The sequence below is a fragment of the Micromonospora narathiwatensis genome, assembly GCF_900089605.1.
GTDB classification, from domain to species: Bacteria; Actinomycetota; Actinomycetes; order Mycobacteriales; family Micromonosporaceae; genus Micromonospora; species Micromonospora narathiwatensis.
This window is the reverse complement of record NZ_LT594324.1, coordinates 89,764-110,425: the sequence shown is the minus strand read 5'-3', so window position 1 is coordinate 110,425 and position 20,662 is coordinate 89,764. Positions and strand designations below refer to the sequence as shown.

The 20,662-nt window shown below is 74.1% G+C and carries 13 protein-coding genes; 4 read left to right on the top strand and 9 right to left on the bottom strand.

Annotated features, from left to right (window positions below):
- Positions 1-205 precede the first annotated feature (205 nt).
- Positions 206-1,225, top strand: coding sequence for a LacI family DNA-binding transcriptional regulator (locus GA0070621_RS00445; protein ID WP_091190281.1), 1,020 nt, complete (start codon positions 206-208; stop codon positions 1,223-1,225).
- A 32-nt stretch (positions 1,226-1,257) separates the two neighbouring features.
- Here the strand turns inward: GA0070621_RS00445 and GA0070621_RS00440 are convergent, their stop codons facing one another.
- A complete protein-coding gene (locus GA0070621_RS00440; RefSeq protein ID WP_167666462.1) occupies positions 1,258-3,636 on the bottom strand; it encodes an EAL domain-containing protein in 2,379 nt (792 codons plus the stop codon).
- Positions 3,637-3,877: 241 nt separating this feature from the next.
- Here GA0070621_RS00440 and GA0070621_RS00435 point away from each other — a divergent pair, with 241 nt between their 5' ends.
- Complete coding sequence (locus GA0070621_RS00435) at positions 3,878-4,255, top strand: PH domain-containing protein (protein WP_167666461.1); 378 nt, start codon at positions 3,878-3,880, stop codon at positions 4,253-4,255.
- A 43-nt stretch (positions 4,256-4,298) separates the two neighbouring features.
- Here GA0070621_RS00435 and GA0070621_RS00430 read toward each other — a convergent pair whose 3' ends face one another.
- Entirely contained in the window at positions 4,299-5,225 is a 927-nt protein-coding gene (locus GA0070621_RS00430; RefSeq protein WP_091190276.1) for a 2-hydroxyacid dehydrogenase, read from the bottom strand.
- Between the two features lie 69 nt (positions 5,226-5,294).
- Here GA0070621_RS00430 and GA0070621_RS00425 point away from each other — a divergent pair, with 69 nt between their 5' ends.
- Positions 5,295-6,470 carry a PQQ-dependent sugar dehydrogenase gene (locus GA0070621_RS00425; RefSeq protein ID WP_091190273.1) on the top strand — a complete coding sequence of 392 codons (1,176 nt, stop codon included), beginning with the start codon at positions 5,295-5,297 and terminating at the stop codon, positions 6,468-6,470.
- An 86-nt stretch (positions 6,471-6,556) separates the two neighbouring features.
- Positions 6,557-8,176, top strand: a complete 1,620-nt coding sequence (locus GA0070621_RS00420; protein WP_091190271.1) for a metallophosphoesterase family protein — start codon at positions 6,557-6,559, stop codon at positions 8,174-8,176.
- Positions 8,177-8,230: 54 nt separating this feature from the next.
- Here GA0070621_RS00420 and GA0070621_RS00415 read toward each other — a convergent pair whose 3' ends face one another.
- The 7 genes from GA0070621_RS00415 to ligA all read right to left on the bottom strand — a co-directional run bounded on the left by GA0070621_RS00415 (position 8,231) and on the right by ligA (position 20,629).
- Positions 8,231-10,588 (bottom strand): transketolase-like TK C-terminal-containing protein, encoded by a 2,358-nt coding sequence (locus GA0070621_RS00415; protein WP_091190267.1) that lies wholly within the window; start codon positions 10,586-10,588, stop codon positions 8,231-8,233.
- A 165-nt stretch (positions 10,589-10,753) separates the two neighbouring features.
- Positions 10,754-12,253, bottom strand: a complete 1,500-nt coding sequence (gene gatB, locus GA0070621_RS00410; RefSeq protein ID WP_091190264.1) for an Asp-tRNA(Asn)/Glu-tRNA(Gln) amidotransferase subunit GatB — start codon at positions 12,251-12,253, stop codon at positions 10,754-10,756.
- Positions 12,254-12,350: 97 nt separating this feature from the next.
- Complete coding sequence (locus GA0070621_RS00405; protein ID WP_091190260.1) at positions 12,351-13,712, bottom strand: putative Ig domain-containing protein; 1,362 nt, start codon at positions 13,710-13,712, stop codon at positions 12,351-12,353.
- A 152-nt stretch (positions 13,713-13,864) separates the two neighbouring features.
- Entirely contained in the window at positions 13,865-15,346 is a 1,482-nt protein-coding gene (gatA, locus tag GA0070621_RS00400) for an Asp-tRNA(Asn)/Glu-tRNA(Gln) amidotransferase subunit GatA (RefSeq protein WP_091190258.1), read from the bottom strand.
- Positions 15,343-15,648, bottom strand: a complete 306-nt coding sequence (gatC, locus tag GA0070621_RS00395) for an Asp-tRNA(Asn)/Glu-tRNA(Gln) amidotransferase subunit GatC (RefSeq protein WP_091190253.1) — start codon at positions 15,646-15,648, stop codon at positions 15,343-15,345. Before gatC ends, gatA begins: the two co-directional genes overlap by 4 nt.
- Before the next feature lie 171 nt (positions 15,649-15,819).
- Entirely contained in the window at positions 15,820-18,330 is a 2,511-nt protein-coding gene (locus tag GA0070621_RS00390; RefSeq protein WP_091190250.1) for a putative bifunctional diguanylate cyclase/phosphodiesterase, read from the bottom strand.
- A gap of 163 nt (positions 18,331-18,493) precedes the next feature.
- A complete protein-coding gene (gene ligA, locus GA0070621_RS00385) occupies positions 18,494-20,629 on the bottom strand; it encodes an NAD-dependent DNA ligase LigA (protein ID WP_167666459.1) in 2,136 nt (711 codons plus the stop codon).
- Positions 20,630-20,662: the final 33 nt, after the last annotated feature.

Below are 20,662 nucleotides of genomic sequence, written 5' to 3'. Positions count from 1 at the left end.
AGCGCTCTCCAGAGCAAAATCGTGAGCTGGGTCCTGGCGGACGACGCCGGGTGTGGTCGTACGCTTAACCGCGCAAGTGCGGAGTCCCCGGGCCACGCCGCCGCGCCGAGGCGCGGGCGAGGCCCGTTGCAGTAGCGTGGCAGCCGCCGGTCCCCCGGCGGCTGAAAAGTGCCCCGCGGGGCCGGACAACTGGAGGAGCGCGCCGGTGAAGCGGCCGACCATCGCCGACGTCGCCCGGCGGGCCGGGGTCTCCAAGGGCGCGGTGTCGTACGCGCTCAACGGACAACCCGGCGTGTCCGAGGCGACCCGCCGACGCATCCTGGCGATCGCCGCCGAGATCGGGTTCAGCCCGAGCAGCGCCGCGCGGGCGCTCTCCGGCGCCACCGCCAACGCGGTCGGCCTGGCCCTGTGCCGGCCGGCGCGGACGCTGGGCATCGAGCCGTTCTTCATGGAGCTGATCAGTGGCGTCGAGGCCGAACTGTCGGCCCGCTCGTACGCGCTGACCCTCCAGGTGGTGGCCGACCAGGAGGCGGAGGTCGCGGTCTACCGCCGGTGGTGGGCCGAGCGGCGGGTGGACGGCGTCCTCGTGTGCGATCTGCGGACCGACGACCGGCGGGTGCCGGCGCTGGAGGAGCTGCAACTACCGGCCGTGGTGATCGGCGGGCCCGGTCACACCGGCCGCCTGACCAACGTCTGGTCCGACGACGCGGCGGCCCTGGCGGAAACCGTGGAATACCTGGTCGCGCTCGGGCACCGGCGGATCGCCCGGGTCGGCGGACTGCCCGCACTGCTGCACACCGAGATCCGCGACGACGCGTTCGACGCGGTGTGCCGACGGCTGGGGCTGGCCGACGCCAGCACCGTCTGGTCGGACTACACCGGGGAGGAGGGCGCCCGGGCCACCCGCCGGCTGCTCAGCTCCGCCAACCGGCCCACCGCAGTGATCTACGACAACGACGTGATGGCGATCGCCGGGCTGTCGGTCGCCCAGGAGATGGGGCTCGCCGTCCCCGGCGACCTGTCCATCGTGGCCTGGGACGACTCACCGCTCTGCCAGCTGGTGCACCCGCCGCTGACCGCCCTCGGCCGGGACATCCCCGCGTACGGGGCACACGCCGCCCGGCAACTCCTCGCCGTGATCGCGGGCGAACCGGTCACCGGCCTCCAGGACGAGACCGCCCACCTCACGCCGCGCGGCAGCACGGCACCGCCGCGAATCCGGTGAACCGGTTCAGGGAATCCAACTGAGCGCCCAGTTCAGCGGGGCGCGGAGCCGAACTCCTCGAACCACGCCTCGACCCGCTCGGCGGTGGCCGGACGAGCGAGGGCGAAGCCCTGGCCGTAGCGGCAGCCGGCCCGCCGCGCCCCGGTGACCTGGACGTCGGACTCCAGCCCCTCGACCACCACCTCCAGGCCGAGCCGGTCGCCCAGGTTGGCCACCACGTCGATCAGCGGGCGGTTCCCGTCCGGGGCCGGCCCGACCAGGTGCGGGCCGACCTTGAGCAGGTCGATGGGCAGCCGGCGGAGCTGGGCCAGCGAGGCGTGCTCGGCGCGGAAGTCGTCCAACGCCGTCCGTACCCCGAGGGAACGCAGACCGGCGAGCCGGGCCACCACCGTGGGCAGCTCCGCGGCGACGGCCGGCTCGGCGACCTCCACCACGAGGCGCTCCGGTGACACGTCGTACGCGGCCAGGGCGGTCGCCGTCCGGGCCACGAAGTCCGGCGCCGCCAGCTCGCGGGGCGTGACGTTCACCGCCATCCACAGTTCCCGCCCCCCGTACGACCAGTCGGCTAGCTGCCGGCAGGCCCGGTCCAGCACCCACCGCCCCACCTCGCCGAGCAGGTCCAGGTCGGCCGCGACCGGCAGCAGTTCGTCCGGCAGCACGGTGCCCAGCGCCGGGCTACGCCAGCGCAGCAGCGCCTCGGTGCCGACCGGCTGCCGATCGGCGAGGGTCAGCACCGGCTGGTAGACCAGGTCCAGCTCGCCCCGGGCGATCGCGCCCGGCAGCTCCCTTTCCAGGTCCAGCCGCCGGACGAGTTGCTCCTCCAGGTACGCGTCGTACCACTCGACCCGGTCCCGGCCGAGTTGCACCGCGCGCCGCCGGGCCAGTTCGGCCGCGCGCAGCACGTCCGCCGGCTCACCGCCGGTCGTCTCGGCCAGCCCGATGCCGACCCGGAGCCGGGTCACCCCGCCCTCCCTCGGGTACGGCTCGGTCAGCGCGGCCAGCAACCGGCTGCCCAGCGCGTACGCGACAACCGGCCCGACGTCGGTGAGCACGGCGAACTCGGCCTCGGCGAGACGGGCCACCAGATCGCCGGGGCCGCAACCGGCCCGGAGCCGCCGGGCGACCTCGACCAGCACGGGCCGGTTCACGACCGTGCCGTCGTCGGCACCGACCAGGTCGACGACGAGCAGCGCGCCGCCCGCCCGCCCGACGAGCCCGCGTAGCAGGTCGCTCGGGTCCGCCAGCGCGGCGAGCGGGTCGGTGGCCGGCCGGACGTCGGCCCGGGCGGGCATGCCGGCGTCCCGGGCCAGCCGGTCGGCGTGGCGACGCTGGTCGGCGACGGCGAGCAGCTCGCGCAGCACCATCGGCGGGATGACCGCCAGTCCCAGGGCGATCGCCGGGGCGGCGATCTCCCCCACCGTCCACAGGTGGTGTCCGGCGGCGAGCGCGGCGATGCCGGCCGGCGCGGTCAGCGCGGGCCAGACCGCCGGGAAGCCGCTGGGCCGGGGCCGTTCCCCGGCGGCCGTGCGCCGGGCGCCGTCGGCGGTGAGCAGCGCACCGGCCAGCAACGGGGGCGCGGCGGCCAGGGCGGCCCGGTCCGGGGCGCCGTAGGCGAACAGCACCACGAGCAGGGCCAGCCCGGCGAGGGAGGCTGCCGCTCCGGCGAAACAGCGCGCCGGCCCCGGCCGGCGTCGTCGGTCCGCCCGCGCGGTCACCAGCAGCACCGCCGCTCCGGTCGCGCCGCCGACGGTCGTGGTGGCCGCCGCCGGTGGCACCGGGCCGGGCGGCAACAGCATCCAGGCCGTGAAGACCAGGCTGACGCCGAGGCTGAGGACGTCCACCGTCCGGCGGAGGCGCTCGGCGGCGGCGAGCCGCGAACGGCCGGGAAGCTTGCGCAGCGCCACGGCGTACAGCGCGGCGGTGACGGCGAGGCCGGTCAGCGCGACCGGCGGCCGGCGCGACGGATCGGCCAGCGGCAGTACGGCGACGGTGAGCCCGGCGGCCAGCACGGCCCCGTCGAGGATCGCGGCGCACCGGCGGGACAGCGCCCGCCGCCGGGCCCGCCGACCGGTCACCGATGACCCGACGGTGGTGCGAGCCGGCTCGGCGGCCGGGGGCCGGTCCGGCTCGGTGCCGGTGGGCGGGGGTCGGTCGGTGGCGGCGGGCGGGGGTCGGTCCGGCTCGGTGGCGGCGGGCGGGGCACCGGCCAGCCAGGCGAGCCGGACGCAGGCCACGGTGCAGCCCGCGGCGACGGCGAGCGCCACCGCGGCGAGGGGTGGGACGAGGCCGGCGGCCCCGGCCAGGACGAGCAGCCCGCCGGCGAGCGGCACGACCAGGTCGGGCAGCGAGGGGACGAGATCGGACCGCGGGGGTCGGTGGCGCCGACCGGCGACGGGGCGGGTGACGGGCACGGCGATCGCCTTCGTGAGGGGGCACGGGGCGGTGCTGTTGCGGAGCGGCGTGCGGGTTCAGCGGTGGGCGGAGAATGGCGCTCGGCCGTCCGGGCGGGGACCGGCGCGGCCATGCCTATGAACGATCCCGGACGCGGCCGGTGACGGGACACCGCGCGTGATGCCAGTCACAGGTGTGCCGCCGATCGCCGCCGTCGCGCCCGCCGGGACCGGTACGCCCCCGGGGTGCGATCATCGGGAGGTGACCCGCCCCGACACCATCCGTTTCCGCCACAACCAGGCCATCCTGGTCGCCGCGATCGTCGCGTTCGTCGGCGCGCTGCCGCTGGCCACCGCGAGCCTGTGGTTGCTCTGGGTGCTGCTGATCCCGCTCGCGGTCCTCGTCTGGGCGTGGCGGGCCGGCACCGACGCCGACTCGCGCGAGCTGCGCCTGCGGGCCCTCGCCGGGCAGCGACGGATCCCCTGGGACCGGGTCGCCGAACTGGCCGGCGACGCCCGCGGCCGGGGGGTCGTCCGGCTCGACGACGGGGAACTGCTCGTCCTCCCCGCGGTACGCGCCGCCGACCTGCCCCGGCTGGTCTCCGCCACCGGGCAGGACCTGCCCGGCGGCGCCGGCTGAGCCGCCCGGCCGGCGCCCGAGGACCCCGGCCGGGCGGGCCCGGTCAGTAGCCGTCCACCACCCGGTTCGCCAGCGGCGCTCCGGCCACGAACCGGCGTAGCTGCTCCCCCACCAGCCGGTACGCCCGCGGCAGCAGGCCGCGTACCGAGCCGGCGACGTGCGGGGTGAGCAGCACGTTCGGCAGCTCCCACAGCGGGTGGTCGGCGGGCAGCGGCTCGGGATCGGTGACGTCCAGGGCGGCCCGCAGCCGGCCGGAGGCCAACTCGGCCACCAGCGCCGAGGTTCGGGCCACCGGGCCGCGGGCGGCGTTGACCAACAACGCGCCGTCCGGCATCGCGGCGAGGAACTTCTCGTCGACCAGCCCCCGGGTCCGCTCGGTCAACGGCACCAGCAGCACCACCACGTCCGCCTCGGGCAGCAGGGCGGGTAGTTCGTCCACCCCGTACACCCCCTCGGCGGGACGCGGGGTGCGGGCGACCAGGGTGAAGGTCACCTCGAACGGGGCCAGCCGGGCCTGGACCGCCGCGCCGATCGAGCCCGCCCCGACGATCAGCACCCGCTTGCCGGCCAGCTCGTCGGTCGGGGCCACCTCGTCGTACGCCCACTCGCGGCGGCCCTGGGCCCGGGCCAGCGGGCCGAAGCCGCGCAGCGCGGACAGGATCGCGGCGACCACCCACTCGGCGGTGGCCGAGTCGTGCACGCCCCGGGCGTCGCAGAGCGTCACCCCGTCGGGAATCCGGCCCACCCAGGCGTCCGCGCCGGCGGACAGCAGCTGCACCACCGCCAGGTCGGGCAGCTCGGCCAGCAGCGCGCCGGCATCCCCGCCGGACAGGAACGGCGGCACCCAGAAGCGCACGCCGGCCGGCGACGACGGCGGTCGGGTCGGGTTCTCCAGCAGTTCCACGGTGACGCCCGGGGGCAGCTCGCCGAGGAGAGCACGGCCGGCCGAGTGCGGAATCCATACCTTCACGACCGCCGACGATAGCCGTCGCGCCCGCCGAGCCAGCCGGTCGGCCGCAGCCCGGCTACCCTGGGGCGGGTGAACGCCCGTCCCCCGTACCCCCGCATCGGCCGCCTCCGGACGGCGCTGGCGGCGCCCTGCGCGGCGCTGCTGCTGGGCACCGCCGGCTGCGCGTTCGGCGAGCCGGACCCCGACCCGGCCGGCGAGCCGCCGAACCTGCCGACGCCCTCGGCGACGGCCGGCGCCGGCGGCGCCGGGCAGCAGGTGGTCGCCACCGTGCTGGCCAAGGGGTTGGCGGTGCCCTGGGCGATCGCCTTCCTGCCCGACGGTGGCGCGCTGGTGACGGAGCGGGACAACGGCCGGATCCTCCAGGTCGGCCCCGAGTCCGGGCCGGAGGGCCTGAAGGTCGGCGTGGTGCAGACCGTGCCGGGCGTGGCGGCCGGCGGCGAGGGCGGGCTGCTCGGCATCGCCGTCTCCCCGTCGTACGCCAAGGACCGCACCGTCTTCGTCTACTACACGGCCGAGCAGGACAACCGGATCGCGAAGCTGCAACTGGGCGGGGCACCCACCCCGATCCTCACCGGCATCCCGAAGGCCGGGAACCACGACGGCGGCGGGCTGGGCTTCGGCCCGGACGGCTACCTCTACGCCAGCACGGGCGACGCCGGGAAGACGGCCAACGCGCAGGACCCGAAGAGCCTCGGCGGCAAGATCCTGCGGATCACCACGGACGGCAAGCCCGCGCCGGGCAACCCCACCCCCGGCTCCCCGGTCTGGTCGCTGGGGCACCGCAACGTCCAGGGCTTCGCCTGGACGCCGGACAAACGGATGTACGCGGTGGAGTTCGGCCAGAACACCTGGGACGAGATCAACCAGATCAACAAGGGCGGCAACTACGGCTGGCCGCAGGCCGAGGGGCGTGTCGACGACCAGCGCTACGTCGACCCCATCGTGCAGTGGCGCACCGCCGACGCCTCCTGCTCCGGGTTGGCCGCGGCGGAGCGACTGCTGGTCACCGCCTGCCTGCGCGGGCAGCGGCTCTGGCTGGTCGAGCTGGCCGCGAACGGCAGCGTTCTCGGCCAGCCGCACGAGCTGCTGACCGGCAAGTACGGCCGGCTCCGGGCCGTCGCGGTCGCCCCGGACGGCTCGGTCTGGGTGAGCACGTCCAACCGGGACGGGCGGGGCAAGCCGGCCGCGGAGGACGACCGAATACTGCGGCTGGTCTTCGCCGACGGCGGGGCCGGACGCAGCTGAGGCCGGCCGTACGGCCGGGCGGTTGAGCAGGCCCGGGAAGCCCCGGGTTTTCCACGATCCCTCATTGGGCAGGTCAGGATTTGAACATGGACGGCCAGGAGAACGAGGAACGCGGCACCGGGGACGAGGCGGCCCCGGAGGCCGGGCGTGCCCGCCGCCGGGCGTTCCGTTGGCCGGGTGCCCGGTGGTGGGTCGCCGGGCTGCGCCGGCTCGGCCTGGCGCTGGCTGTGCTCGTGGTCACCCTGGCCGGGACCGTCGCCGGCACGTACGCCGGCGGGCACCAGGGCACCGACATCGGCCCGTTCCGCGCGGAACTCAGCCTGAGCCCGTCACTGAGCGGGGGCACCACCATCGACGTGTCGCCGCTGGGCGCGCTGCTGCTGGACAGCCACAACGGGCCGGCCTACCTGACCGTGAAGCTGGGCTCGCTGGACCAGCGGCGTACCGAGGCGTTGCTCGACGACCCGGCGAGCATCAGCCGGGCCAGCCAGTCCGCCGTCGAGGACGTCCGCATCGGCGTGATGCGTCTCGGGCTCAAGACGCTCGCCTGGGCGGTGCTGGCCACCCTGCTGCTGGCCGGACTGGTCTTCCGGAACGTACGCCGGACGGCCTGGGCCGGCGGCCTGGCGCTGGTGATCACCGGGGGCAGCCTCGGCCTGGCCGCCGCAACCGTCCGCCCGCAGTCGATCGAGGAGCCCCGCTACGAGGGGCTGCTGGTCAACGCGCCGGCGATAGTCGGCGACGCGCGGCGGATCGCCAACGACTACACCAAGTACGCCGAGCAGCTCCAGCGAATGGTCGGCAACGTCAGCCAGCTCTACACCACGGTTTCCGCGCTGCCGCTGTACGAGCCGGCGCCCGGTTCCACCCGGGTGCTGCACGTCTCCGACATGCACCTGAACCCGACCGGCTGGTCGCTGATCCGGACCGTGGTCGAGCAGTTCGGCATCGACGTGGTGATCGACACCGGGGACATCACCGACTGGGGCAGCGAGCCGGAGGCGTCCTACGTCGGCTCGATCGGCCTGCTCAAGAAGCCGTACGTCTATATCCGCGGCAACCACGACTCGGCGCGGACCGCCGCGGCGGTGGCCCAGCAGCCGAACGCGATCGTGCTGGACAACTCGACCACCACCGTCTCCGGGCTGACCATCGCCGGCATCGGCGACCCCCGGTTCACCCCCGACAAGGAGACCTCGCCGGCCGGCAGCGGGCTCACCCCGCAGGTCGCCGACCAGGTGATCGGGGCCGGTGAGCAGCTCGGCACCACGGTGAAGAACTCGCCGACCAAGGTGGACATCGCGCTGGTGCACGACCCGGCCTCGGCCGGGCCGCTCTCCGGCATCACCCCGCTGGTGCTGGCCGGGCACCTGCACGAACGGCAGGTGGCGAAGCTGCCGCAGCCGCCGGGCGCGGACCCGACCACGCTGATGGTGGAGGGCTCCACCGGCGGCGCCGGGCTGCGCGGCCTGGAGGGCGAGAAGCCGACCCCGCTGACGATGACCGTCCTCTACTTCGACCAGCAGAAGATGCTCCAGGCGTACGACGAGATCACCGTGGGCGGCACCGGGCAGTCGCAGGTCAACCTGGAACGGCACGTGATCCGGGAGCCGGAGAAGGGCGCCCAGGTGCCGGTCACCCCGACGCCCACCCGGGGTGGACTGGAGTCGTCGACCCCGACCCCGGCCGTGACCCCCACCCGCTGACCGGCCCCGGGCGCCCCGCCACCGCGCGGGGCCGCCCGGCGGCCGGTGGCCGGGTCAGCGCAGCGAGAGCGCGGCCAGGGCGGCGTTGACGATGCTGCCGGGCAGCAGGTCGTGCAGCTCGTACAGCTCCTGGACGCTGCCGGACTGGCCGAACTCGTCCACCCCGAGCGGCACCGCCGGGGCGCCGAGGGCCGAGCCGAGCCAGGCCATCGCGTGCGAGGCGGCGTCGTGCACGGTCACCACCGGCACCCGGTCGGCGAACGCCGACCGCAGCGCGCCGGGCACGCTCGGCACGGTCGCCGTGCGTACGCCCTGGCGCAGGGTCCGCTGCCAGGCGCGGTAGAGCCGGTCCAGGCTCGTCACGTCGACCACGTGCGCGGCGACGCCCTCCTCGGCCAGCTCCGCGGCGGCGGCGAGGACCTCGGGCAGCACCGCGCCGGAGGCGGCGAGCTGCACGACCGGGGCGTCCGCCAGGTGCGGGTACGCCTCGTGCGCGTCCACCAGCCGGTACGCCCCGGCGACCACCTGCCGGCGCAGCACCGCGTCCCCGATCCGGGCCCGAGCCGCCTCGAACGGCGCCTGGTCGATCGGGCGGGTGCTGAGCCGGAAGTAGTACGCCCCGTCCTCGCTCGGCGCGGCGGTGGCGGTCGGCGTCGCTCCCTGCGCGATCTGGCCGAGCGCGTCGCAGAGCAGCCAGTCGAGGCTGCCGGCGTACGCGGGCTCGATGAAGGTGACGCCGGGCAGTTCCAGGCCGACGGAGGCGGTGATGGTGGACTGGTGGGCGCCGCCCTCCGGCGCGAGGGTGATGCCGGACGGGGTCCCGGCGACCACGAACCGGGAGCCGGAGTAGGTGCCGTAGAGGAAGGCGTCGAGGCCGCGCAGCACGAACGGGTCGTAGACCGTGCCGACCGGCAGCAGCGGCTGGCCGGACAGGTCCCAGGACAGGCCGAGCTGGCCGAGCAGCAGGAACAGGTTCATCTCGGAGATGCCCAGCTCGATGTGCTGGCCCGCCGGGCTCTCCGTCCAGCGCAGCATCCGGTCCTCGGACCAGGAACGCTGCGCGGTGGGGGCGAACACGCCGGTCTTGTTGATGAACCCGGCCAGGTTGGTGGAGGTGGCCACGTCCGGCGCGGTGGTGACCAGGTAGGGGGCGACGTTCTCGTCCCGGGCCAGGTCGACCAGCACCCGGCCGAAGACCTCCTGGGTCGAGACGGGCTTGTTCGCGCGTACCTTGGTGGTCTCCGGGACGGTGACGCCCAGCGCCCGCTCGCGGGGCGCGCGGGACAGCGCCTCCCGGCGCTCGCCGGCCCGGATGCCGGCCCGGGACGCCGGGTCGAGGCGGTCCCACTCGGTGTCGACGGTCAGGCCGTGGGCCTCGCGCAGCGCGTCGACCTGCTCGGTGGTGAGCAGCGCCGAGTGGTTGCGCGGGTTGCCGGCGATCGGCAGGCCCCACCCCTTGACCGTGTAGGCGAAGACCACGCTGGGCCGGTCGGTGACCCCGTCGCACTGGGCGTACGCGTCGAGCATGGCCTCCAGGTCGTGCCCGCCGAGGTCGGTGACGAGCGGGCCCAGCTCGGCGTCGGGGATGTCGGCGACGAAGGCGGACACCTCGGCCGGCGCACCGTCGAGGAACTGCTTGCGCAGGGCCGGCCCGGTCAGCCCGAACAGCGACTGGTACTGCTCGTTCGGCATCAGGTCGATCCAGTCCCGCAGCGCCGCGCCGCCCGGCCGGGCGTACGCCTCGGCGAGCCGGCGGCCGTACTTGACCTCGACGACGTGCCAGCCGGCGGCCTCGAACTGGCCGCGCCACTGGTTGATCCGGATGCCCGGGACGACCCGGTCCAGCGACTGACGGTTGAAGTCGACCAGCCACATCACGTTGCCCAGCCCGGTGGTGGCCGGGTCGGCGACGGCCTCCCAGATGTTGCCCTCGTCCAGCTCGGCGTCGCCGATCAGCGCGATGAACCGGGAGTGCGGGCGCTGGCCGAAGTGCGCGTCGACGTAGCGGCGGGTGACCGCGGCGAAGAGCGGCGCGGCGGCGCCGAGGCCGACCGAGCCGGTGGAGAAGTCCACCCCGTCCGGGTCCTTGGTCCGCGACGGGTACGACTGCAACCCGCCCCGGGCCCGCAGCCTCGGCAGGTACGACCGGTCCAGGTTGCCGAGCAGGTACTGGATGGCGTGGAAGACCGGCGAGGCGTGCGGCTTGACCGCGACCCGGTCCTCGGCGTCCAGGTGGGCGAACCAGAGCGCGGTCATCGCGGTGACCAGGGAGGCACTGGACGCCTGGTGGCCGCCGACCTTCACCCCGTCGCCGGTGTTCCGGTCGTGGTTGGCCGCGTCCACGATGCGGGTGGCCAGCCAGAGCACCCGCCGCTGGATGTCGTCGAGAACGTCGAGGTCGTGCTGGTTCACGGTGGCTCCATCCGGGCGTCGCCGTTGACGCCCTCGCGAGGGGTGGCGCGGATCACGCGCGCACTCGTAAGGCTCCGAAGGCCGCCGGCCGGATCACGGCGGCGGCCTTCGCGGATGCTGTCAGGAGGGCCCCTGTCACACGCCAGGCGTCAACAGGGGCCTTCTCTACGCCTGGACGCCGAGGCGCTCCAGGATCAGCTCGCGGACGGTCTTGGCGTCCGCCTGGCCGCGGGTGGTCTTCATGACCGCGCCGACCAGCGCGCCGGCCGCGGCGACCTTGCCGCTACGGATCTTGTCGGCGACGGCCGGGTTGGCGGCGATCGCCTCGTCCACGGCGGCGGTGAGCGCGCCGGTGTCGGAAACGACCTCCAGATTGCGGTTGGTCATGATCTCGGTCGGCGAGCCCTCGCCGGCCACCACGCCCTCCAGGACGGTACGGGCCAGCTTGTCGTTGAGCTTGCCCGCGTCGACCAGGCCTTGCAGCTCGGCGACCTGCCCCGGGGTGGCCCCGACGTCGGCCAGCTCCACGCCGGCCTCGTTGGCCCGCCGGGACAGCTCGCCCAGCCACCACTTACGGGCGGCGGCCGGGGTGGCCCCGGCGGCCACGGTGGCCTCGATCAGCTCGACCGCGCCGGCGTTGACCACCGACTGCATGTCCAGGTCGGACAGGCCCCAATCCTGCTGGATCCGCTTGCGGCGCAGGCGCGGCAGCTCCGGCAGGGCGGCCTTCAGCTCGACCACCCAGGCCGGGTCCGGCGCGAGCGGAACCAGATCCGGCTCCGGGAAGTACCGGTAGTCGGTGGCGGTCTCCTTGGACCGGCCGGGCGTGGTGTCCCCGGTGTCCTCGTGGAAGTGCCGGGTCTCCTGGGTGATCTTCCCGCCGGCGTCGAGCACGGACGCCTGGCGCAGCATCTCCGACCGGACCGCCCGCTCGACCGAGCGGAGCGAGTTGACGTTCTTGGTCTCGGTACGGGTGCCCCACTCGTCGCCCGGCCGGTTCAGCGACGTGTTGACGTCGCAGCGCAGCGAGCCCTCCTCCATCCGGACGTCGGAGACGCCCAGCGAGCGGAGCACGTCGCGCAGCTCAGTGACGTACGCCCGGGCCACCTCCGGCGCGAGCGCGCCGGTGCCGGGGATCGGCTTGGTGACGATCTCGACGAGGGGAATGCCGGCACGGTTGTAGTCGACCAGCGACTCGGTCGCGCCGTGGATCCGGCCGGTGGCGCCGCCGACGTGCAGCGTCTTACCGGTGTCCTCCTCCAGGTGCACCCGCTCGATGCCGATCCGCACCGTCTCGCCGTTGACCTCGACGTCCAGGTAGCCGTCGACGCAGAGCGGCTCGTCGTACTGGCTGATCTGGAAGTTCTTCGGCATGTCCGGGTAGAAGTAGTTCTTCCGGGCGAACCGGCACCACTCGGCGATGGAGCAGTGCAGCGCCAGGCCGATCCGGATCGTCGCCTCGATCGCGGCCTTGTTGGCCACCGGCAGCGAGCCGGGCAGGCCCAGGCAGACCGGGCAGACCCGGGTGTTCGGCTCGCCGCCGAAATCCGTCGGGCAGCCGCAGAACATCTTGGTGTTCGTGCCCAGCTCGACGTGGGTCTCCAGGCCGATCACCGGTTCGTACCGCGCGACGACCTCGTCGTACGCGGGCAGCGTCGTGGTCATGAGAACTCCAGCTTTCGGGCGGCAGCCGGCGCACGGCGGCATCCGGAAACAACAGACGCAAGCCTAACCGCTCGGCCTGTCCCGCCTCGGTCGGGCGTCACCCACCCGCCGTGAAGCGCTGGCGGCGGACGCGGAGCACAACGAGGATCATCCCACCGACGGCGATCGCCGCGACGCCCAGCAGCAGCATGGTGGCCGTGCTCGATCCGGTGACCGGAAGGCCGCTGCCGGGTGTGGTCGTCGGCGAGGCCGGATCCGGCGTGCCCGGCGCCGGCGAGGTCGGCGTCGAGGTCGGCGACGGCGTCGGCGAGGGCGCCGCGGCGATGGTGACGGTCACCTCGGCCGTGTCACTCGTCGCCGTGCCGGTCGCCTTGACCGTGAAGCGGAAGCTGCCAACGGCCTCGGGAGTGCCGCCGAGCACGCCGTCGGGGGCGAGGGTGAGCCCGTCGGGCAGGTCACCGGCGGCCAGGCTGAACCTGATGTCGGAGTCACCGGCGGCGGTGAACCGGAACGAGTACGCCTCGCCGACCGTGCCCAGCGGCGGGTCGCCCGACGTGATGGTGGTGGCCGGGTCGGCGATGACGACCGTGACGTTCTGCTCGGCGTAGAAGCCGTTCGCGTCGGTCATCCGGATGCCGAAGGTGTAGGTGCCCGTGCTGGTCGGCGTACCCGAGAGCTTCCCCGAGATCGACGACAACGCCATCCCCACCGGCAACGAACCCGACCGCAGCGACAGCGTGTGCGGCCCGGTGCCACCGGAGGCCGTGAACGTGTGCGTCGGGTACGGCTGCCCGGTGAACCAGGGCGAGGTGGGGGCGCCCGAGGTGATGGTGATCGTGGGTGCCACCACCTCGACGGTCACCTCCTGCTCGGCGTAGAAGCCGTTCGCGTCGGTGATCCGCACGCCGAAGGTGTAGGTGCCCGGAGTGGTCGGCGTACCCGAGAGGTTGCGCGAGAGCGACGACAGCGCCATGCCCACCGGCAACGAGCCCGACCGCAGCGAGGCGGTGTACGGCTCCGTGCCACCCGACGCCGTGAACGTGTGCGTCGGATACGGCTCGTACGCGGTCACCGGGGAGGTGGGATCACCCGAGGTGATGGTGATCGTCGGCGCGACCACCTCGACGGTCACGTCCTGGTCGGCGTAGGACCCGTCCTTGTCGGTGATCCGCACGCCGAAGGTGTAGGTGCCCGGAGTGGTCGGCGTACCCGAGAGGTTGCGCGAGATCGACGACAGCGCCATGCCCACCGGCAACGAGCCCGACCGCAGCGAGGCGGTGTACGGCTCCGTGCCACCCGACGCCGTGAACGTGTGCGTCGGATACGGCTCGTACGCGGTCACCGGGGAGGTGGGATCACCCGAGGTGATGGTGATCGTCGCGGCGGCCGCCGGCTGCGCCGTGCCGAAAATGAGCACCATGAGCGCCGACAGAATCATGATCGGCCGTAGCGTCTTCATCGCCCGTCCAGGAATTTATCGAGGCAAGCCATTCGCGTTCGCCAGTGGAAAGAGACTTTATCCAATCAGGAGCGCTGGCAACGCGTAATGGACCGAACGGTGTGCACGTGTCGCCGATTCGCGGGGCGGCCGGTCGGCCGCCCCGCGAAGGGTCACAGTGCCGGCGGGGTGAGGGTGCCGACCGCGGACTCCAGGGCGGCGGCGACCCGGTACATCCGGTCGTCGGCCATGGTCGGAGCCATGATCTGGAAACCGACCGGGAGCCCGTCGGAGACGCCGCACGGGACGGAGATGGCCGGCCCGCCGTACAGGTTGGTCGGAATGGTGAACAGGTCGGCCAGGTACATCTGGTACGGGTCGGAGGTGCGCGCCCCGATCGGGAACGCCACGAACGGGGTGGTCGGCGAGATCAGCGCGTCCACCCGCTCGAACGCGGCGGTGAAGTCCCGGGTGATCAGGGTCCGCACCTTCTGCGCCTGCCCGTAGTAGGCGTCGTAGTAGCCCGAGGAGAGCGCGTACGTGCCGACCATGATGCGCCGCTTGACCTCGGGGCCGAAGCCGGCCTCGCGGGTCAGCGACATGACCTCCTCCAGCGACCGGTTGCCGTCGTCGCCGACCCGCAGGCCGAACCGGACGCCGTCGAACCGGGCCAGGTTGGAGGAGCACTCGCTCGGCGCGATCAGGTAGTAGGCCGGCAGCGCGTACTTGAAGTGCGGGCAGGAGACCTCGACGATCTCGGCGCCCAGCTTGGCCAGCCGCTCGACCGACTCGCGGAACGCGGCCATCACGCCCGGCTCGGCGCCCTCGCCGGTGAACTCGGTCACCACGCCGAGCTTCACGCCGGTCAGGTCGCCGGTCGCGCCGAGCCTCGCCGCGCCGACCACGTCCGGCACCGCGGCCGGGATCGAGGTCGAGTCGCGCGGGTCGTGGCCGCCGATCACCTGGTGCAGCAGCGCGGCGTCCAGCACCGTACGGGCGCACGGGCCGGGAGTGTCCAGCGACGACGAGAACGCGACCAGGCCGTACCGGGAGGTGCCGCCGTAGGTGGGCTTCGCGCCGACCGTGCCGGTGACCGCGCCCGGCTGGCGGATCGAGCCGCCGGTGTCCGAGCCGATCGACAGCGGCGCCTCGTACGCGGCCAGGGCCGCGGCGCTGCCGCCACCGGAGCCGCCCGGGATGCGGTCGAGGTCCCACGGGTTACGCGTCGGGCCGTACGCGGAGTATTCCGTGGAGGAGCCCATGGCGAACTCGTCCATGTTGGTCTTGCCGAGCATCACCGTGCCCGCGTCACGCAGCCGCTGCACGATCGTCGCGTCGTACGGCGGGCGCCAGCCCTCCAGGATCTTCGAGCCGACCGTGGTCGGCACGCCCTTGGTGGTGAGCACGTCCTTCACGGCCACCGGCACGCCGGCCAGGGGGCCCAGTTCCGCGCCGGCGGCCCGGCGCTCGTCCACCGTACGGGCGGCGGCCAGCGCGCCCTCGGTGTCGACGTGCAGGAAGGCGTGCACGCGATCGTCGACGGCGGCGATCCGGTCCAGGTGGGCCTGGGTCACCTCGACCGCGGAGGTCTCCCCGCTGGCCACCAGCCCCGCGATCTCGCTGGCGGTGAGTCTGGTCAAGTCACGGTCGGTCATGAAGCCACATCCTCGTCCAGGATCCGCGGGACGCGGAACCGCTGCTCCTCGGCGTCGGGCGCACCCGACAGCGCCTCCTGCGGGGTCAGCCCGGGCACCACCACGTCCTCGCGCAGGACGTTGGTCAGCGGCACCGAGTGGGAGGTCGGCGGGATGTCCGCCGCGGCGACCTCGCCGACCTGGGCGACCGACTGGAGGATCACGTCGAGCTGGCCGGCGAAGGTGTCCAGCTCCTCCTCGGTGACGGCGAGCCGCGACAGTCGCGCCAGGTGCGCGACCTCCTCGCGGGAGATGGCGGCCATGACGACCCCTTCCTGGCTGTGTGCTGCGTGCCGACCTGCCCGCGTGCCGCGCAGGTGGTGACCGTGCCGAGTCTATGTGTCGGGGCGTCCGACGGTCCCTCCGGCTCCCCGGCCGCCCACCACCCGGCAGCCGCGCCGCGCCCGGCGCGGAACCTTGCCCGCACCCGCACGCTATCCGTGGTCGTCGTCGCCGCGCGCTCCCGGACGGCGGTGCGGCCCGTCGGTGTCCGCGGTCACCACCGGGCGGACCGGGCGGTACCGGGCCAGCCAGGCGGCCAGCTCCCCGGCCGGCATCGGCCGGGCGTGGAACCAGCCCTGGGCCACGTCGCAGCCGGCGGCGTGCAGCAGCCGCCAGGTGCGCTCGTCCTCCACCCCCTCGGCCACCACCCGCAGCCCGAGCGCCCCGGCCAGCTCGATCATCGACCGGACGATCGCCGCGTCGTCCGGGTCGTCGACCATGCCGAGGACGAAAGACCGGTCCACCTTCACCTCGGACAGCGGCAGCCGGCGCAGGTGCTGCAACGACGAGTACCCGGTGCCGAAGTCGTCCAGCGCGATGCCGACGCCGATCCGGTGCAGCTGGGAGATGCTGGCCAGCACCCGACGGGGGTCGGCCATCAGGGCGCCCTCGGTGATCTCCACCTGGAGCCGGTCCGGGCGTACGCCGTAGCCGGCGAGCCGGTCGGCGATCTGGTCGGCGATCTCGCCGGTGTGCAGGTCCCGGACGCTGACGTTGAGCGCGGCGCGCAGCGTGATGCCGGCCGCCGACCACTTCGCGAGCTGCTCCACCACGTCGTCCACCACCCGCCGGGTGAGCAGCCGCATCACCGCGCTCTGCTCGGCGACCTGGATCAGCTCCCCCGGGTCGACCATGCCCCGACGCGGGTGCCGCCAGCGCAGCAGCGCCTCGACCCCGACCACCTCACCGGTGGCGATCTCGATCTGCGGTTGGTAGTACATGGTGATCTCGCCCGGATCCGCGGCCGGGTCGTCCGCACCGCCGGTCGCCCGGATCCCGGCGCCGCCGGACGCCGCCTCCGGTCGGCCGCCGAACGTCGCCGGCAGCCGGCCCCCGTGGCCGGCACCCGCCGGCCCGTCGGCCGTGACCGTCCGGACCGCCCGGCGACGGATCGGATCGGCGTTGGTGACGATCCGGTTGATCAGCTCGTCGTCGGGCCGCACCTCGGCCCGTTCGCGCCGCCGCAGCCGCCACCGCCCCGGTCCGTCCCCCGGCCGTCCGGCGCCGCCGGCCCGGCCACCGTTGCGGGGTACGCCGTCGCCCCGGCCGGCGCGGTCCGGGCCGGTCAGGCCGGGTGCGGGAGCGAGGGTGGCGCCGTCGCCCCCGCGTACGCCGGGCGGCTCCTCGGCACCGACGGCGGGCGTGGTCTCCAGGACCCGACGCAGGTCGGCGAGGAGGCTGAGCCGTTCCGCCGAGTTGTGATCGGACTCGGCCGCGTACACGGCGACGGTGTCGTTGCGCTGCTTGGCGTCGTACATGGCCACGTCGGCGTGGCGCATCAGGGTGGCGAAGTCCTCGCCGTGCTCGGGGAAGATCGCGATGCCGATCGAGCCGCCCACGTCCAGCGGCAGCCCGTCCAGCGGGACCGGCTCGGCCAGCGCGGCGACCACCCGGTCGGCCAGCTCGCGGGCCTGGTCGGTGCCGGTGAGTCGGGGTACGACGATGGCGAACTCGTCACCGCCGAGGCGGGCCACCAGGTCGCCCTCGCGCACCACGCCGGTCAGCCGGGCGCCCACCTCGACCAGCAGCCGGTCCCCCACCGCGTGCCCGAGGGCGTCGTTGACGTGCTTGAACCGGTCCAGGTCGAGCAGCAGCAGGGCCAGGTGGGCGTCCGGCTCGCCCCGGGCGGCCCGCTCGGCGTGCAGGTGCACCTGCTCGGCCACCTCGGCCAGCAGCGCCTTGCGGTTGGGCAGCCCGGTGAGCGGGTCGAGGGCGGCCAACTGCTCGCGCTCGGTGGAGAGCCGGGCCATCCGGTAGACGGCGAACAGCGGCACCAGCACCAGCGGGATCAGCGCGGCGCTGGCCCGAGCGGCGGCGACCAGCACCGGGGCGAGCAGCAGCAGCGAGCCGGTGGAGAGCAGCTCGTACCCCAGGCCGAGCCGGACACTGGGCCACCAGCGGTCACCGAAGCGCAGCCGGATCGCGGAGCTGACCAGGCCGTAGTTGACCACGAACCAGGCGGCCGTGGCGCCGCCCACCGCCGCCACGTCCGTCCAGTGCAGCCGCCCGTCGTCGAACAGCTCGCCGGGGCCGAGCCGGGTGACCGCGTACGCGGCGGCGAGCGCACAGGCGTACTGGGCGGCGTTGAAGGCGGTCCGCCACGGGGCGTGTCCCAACCGCCAGCCGGCGACGGCCACCGCCACGGCCTGCACGGCGACCGCCGGGCCGAGCCCCCAGCCGAGCAGGATGGCGAAGGTGAAGCAGGTCGACGGGAAGACCGCCGAGGTGCGGCGCCCGGGTGGCACGAACGGTCGGGCGTCACAGGCGACGGCGAGCGCGGCCATGGTCCAGAACGCGGCCGGCATGCCGGACAGCCGGGCGGGCAGCTGGCCCAGCGGGCCGGCCGAGACGAGTACGGCCAGGACACCGACCGCCACGACGAAAGCGAAGAACGGCGCACCCCGCCCGGGCGGAACGGAGTTTCGCGGGTCGCCGGTCTCCATCGCACCTCCCGGGCACGGCCCTGGCGTGCGCCCACCGCACGCCGTACGCCAATGAAACGCCCTCGGTGCCGGATTCCCCGACACGACAGTCACGAATCGGTCGTAGTCGTAATTAAGTTGGTATACGCGGCGCGGCCCGGCCAAGATTCACTTTGTGCCCGCTTCAGGACTCGACGCGGGCCACCTCCCGGGCCGCCTCCGGGCCGGACTCCAGCAGCACCCGGAAGCCCTCCTCGTCGAGGACGGGCAGCTTGAGGCTGGCCGCCTTGTCGGCCTTGGAGCCGGGGTTGTCGCCCACCACGACGAAGCTGGTCTTCTTGGAGACCGAGCCGGTGACCTTGCCGCCCCGGCTCTGGATCGCCTCGGACGCCTGGTCGCGGCTGAACCCGGTCAGGGTGCCGGTCACCACGACGGTCAACCCTTCGAGCGGGCGCGGCCCCTCCTCGCCGGCCTCCTCCGCCATCCGTACGCCGGCGTCGGCCCACCTGCGCACCACCTCGCGGTGCCAGTCGACGGCGAACCACTCCTTGATGCTCGCGGCGATGGTCGGGCCGACGCCGTCCACCGAGAACAGCTCCTCCTCGCTGGCCGCCTCGATCGCGTCGATCGAGCGGAAGTGCCGGGCCAGGGCCTGCGCCGCGGTCGGGCCGACGTGCCGGATGGAGAGCGCGACGAGCACCCGCCACAGGTCGCGCTCCTTGGCCACGGCCAGGTTGTCCAGCAGCTTGGTGGCGTTGCCGCCCAGGGTGCCGTCCTTGTTGACGAAGAACGGGGAGCGGGCGAGCTGCTCGGCGTCGAGCTGGAACAGGTCGCCCTCGTTGGTGATGATCTGGTCGTCCAGCAACGCGGCGGCGCTCTTCTCGCCGAGCGCCTCGATGTCGAGCACCTTGCGATCGGCCAGGTAGGAGACCCGTTCGCGGATCTGGCCCGGGCAGGTACGCGCGTTGGGGCAGCGGATGTCGACGTCGGCCTCTTTGGCGGGTGCCAGTGGGGTGCCGCAGGCCGGGCAGGTGGTCGGCATGACGAACGGACGGGCGTCGGCGGGGCGCAGGTCGACCACCGGGCCGAGCACCTCGGGAATGACGTCGCCAGCCTTGCGCAGCACCACCGTGTCGCCGATCAGCACGCCCTTGCGCTCGACCTCCTGGGCGTTGTGCAGGGTGGCCAGGGCGACCGTGGAGCCGGCCACCCGGACCGGTTCGAGGACGGCGAACGGGGTGACCCGGCCGGTGCGGCCCACGTTGACGTCGATGTCGATCAGCTTGGTGGTCACCTCCTCGGGCGGGTACTTGAAGGCGATCGCCCAGCGCGGCGCGCGGCTGGTCGAGCCGAGCCGGCCCTGGATGGAGACCGGGTCGATCTTGACCACCACTCCGTCGATCTCGTGCTCGACGTCGTGCCGGTGCTTGCCGTAGTAGGCGATGAAGTCGGCGACCCCGGCCAGGTCGGGCACCACCCGCCAGCGGTCGCTGGTCGGCAGCCCCCACGCCTTCAGCGCCGCGTACGACTCGGACTGCGCCGTCGGCTGGAAGCCCCGGCGGGCGCCGATGCCGTGCACCACCAGGCGCAACGGCCGGGACGCGGTGATCCTCGGGTCCTTCTGGCGCAGGCTGCCGGCGGCGGCGTTGCGCGGGTTGGCGAACGGGGCCTTGCCCTGCTCGACCAGGCCGGCGTTCAGATCGGCGAAGGCGGCGACCGGGAAGTAGATCTCGCCGCGTACCTCCAGGAACTCCGGCACGTCCGGGAAGTCGTCGGCGGGGGTCAGGCGGGCCGGCACGTCCCGGATGCTGCGCACGTTGGCGGTGACGTCCTCGCCGGTACGCCCGTCACCCCGCGTGGCGGCCCGGACCAGCCGGCCCTTCTCGTAGGTCAGGTTGATGGCCAGGCCGTCGACCTTCAGCTCACAGAGGTAGGGCACCGGGCCGCCGGCGTCCCGCTCGACCCGCTCGGCCCAGGCTGCCAGCTCCTCGTCGGCGAAGGCGTTGTCGAGCGAGAGCATCCGCTCGGCGTGGGTGACCGGAGTGAACTCGGTGGAGAAGGTGCCGCCGACCCGCTGGGTCGGCGAGTCGGGGGTGCGCAGCGCCGGGTATTCCGCCTCCAGCGCCTCCAGCTCGCGCAGCTGCTTGTCGAACTCGGCGTCGGAGATGGTCGGCGCGTCCAGCACGTAGTAGCGGTACTGGTGCTCGGTGAGCTCCTGGCTCAGCGTGGCGTGCCGCTCCCGCGCCGCCGGGGTCGGCTCGGCGCCCGCCGCCGCCTCCTGCGCGGCGGTGACCGCCTGGGGAACCGCTTCCTCGGACACCCTGCCGCCTTCGGACACCGCTGTCGACCTCCC

Coding starts and splice junctions, on each gene's coding strand:
- GA0070621_RS00405 (WP_091190260.1), bottom strand. CDS start 13,712: ATGAAGACGCTACGGCCGATCATGATTCTGTCGGCGCTCATGGTGCTC.
- GA0070621_RS00420 (WP_091190271.1), top strand. CDS start 6,557: ATGGACGGCCAGGAGAACGAGGAACGCGGCACCGGGGACGAGGCGGCC.
- gatA (WP_091190258.1), bottom strand. CDS start 15,346: ATGACCGACCGTGACTTGACCAGACTCACCGCCAGCGAGATCGCGGGG.
- gatC (WP_091190253.1), bottom strand. CDS start 15,648: ATGGCCGCCATCTCCCGCGAGGAGGTCGCGCACCTGGCGCGACTGTCG.
- gatB (WP_091190264.1), bottom strand. CDS start 12,253: ATGACCACGACGCTGCCCGCGTACGACGAGGTCGTCGCGCGGTACGAA.
- GA0070621_RS00390 (WP_091190250.1), bottom strand. CDS start 18,330: ATGGAGACCGGCGACCCGCGAAACTCCGTTCCGCCCGGGCGGGGTGCG.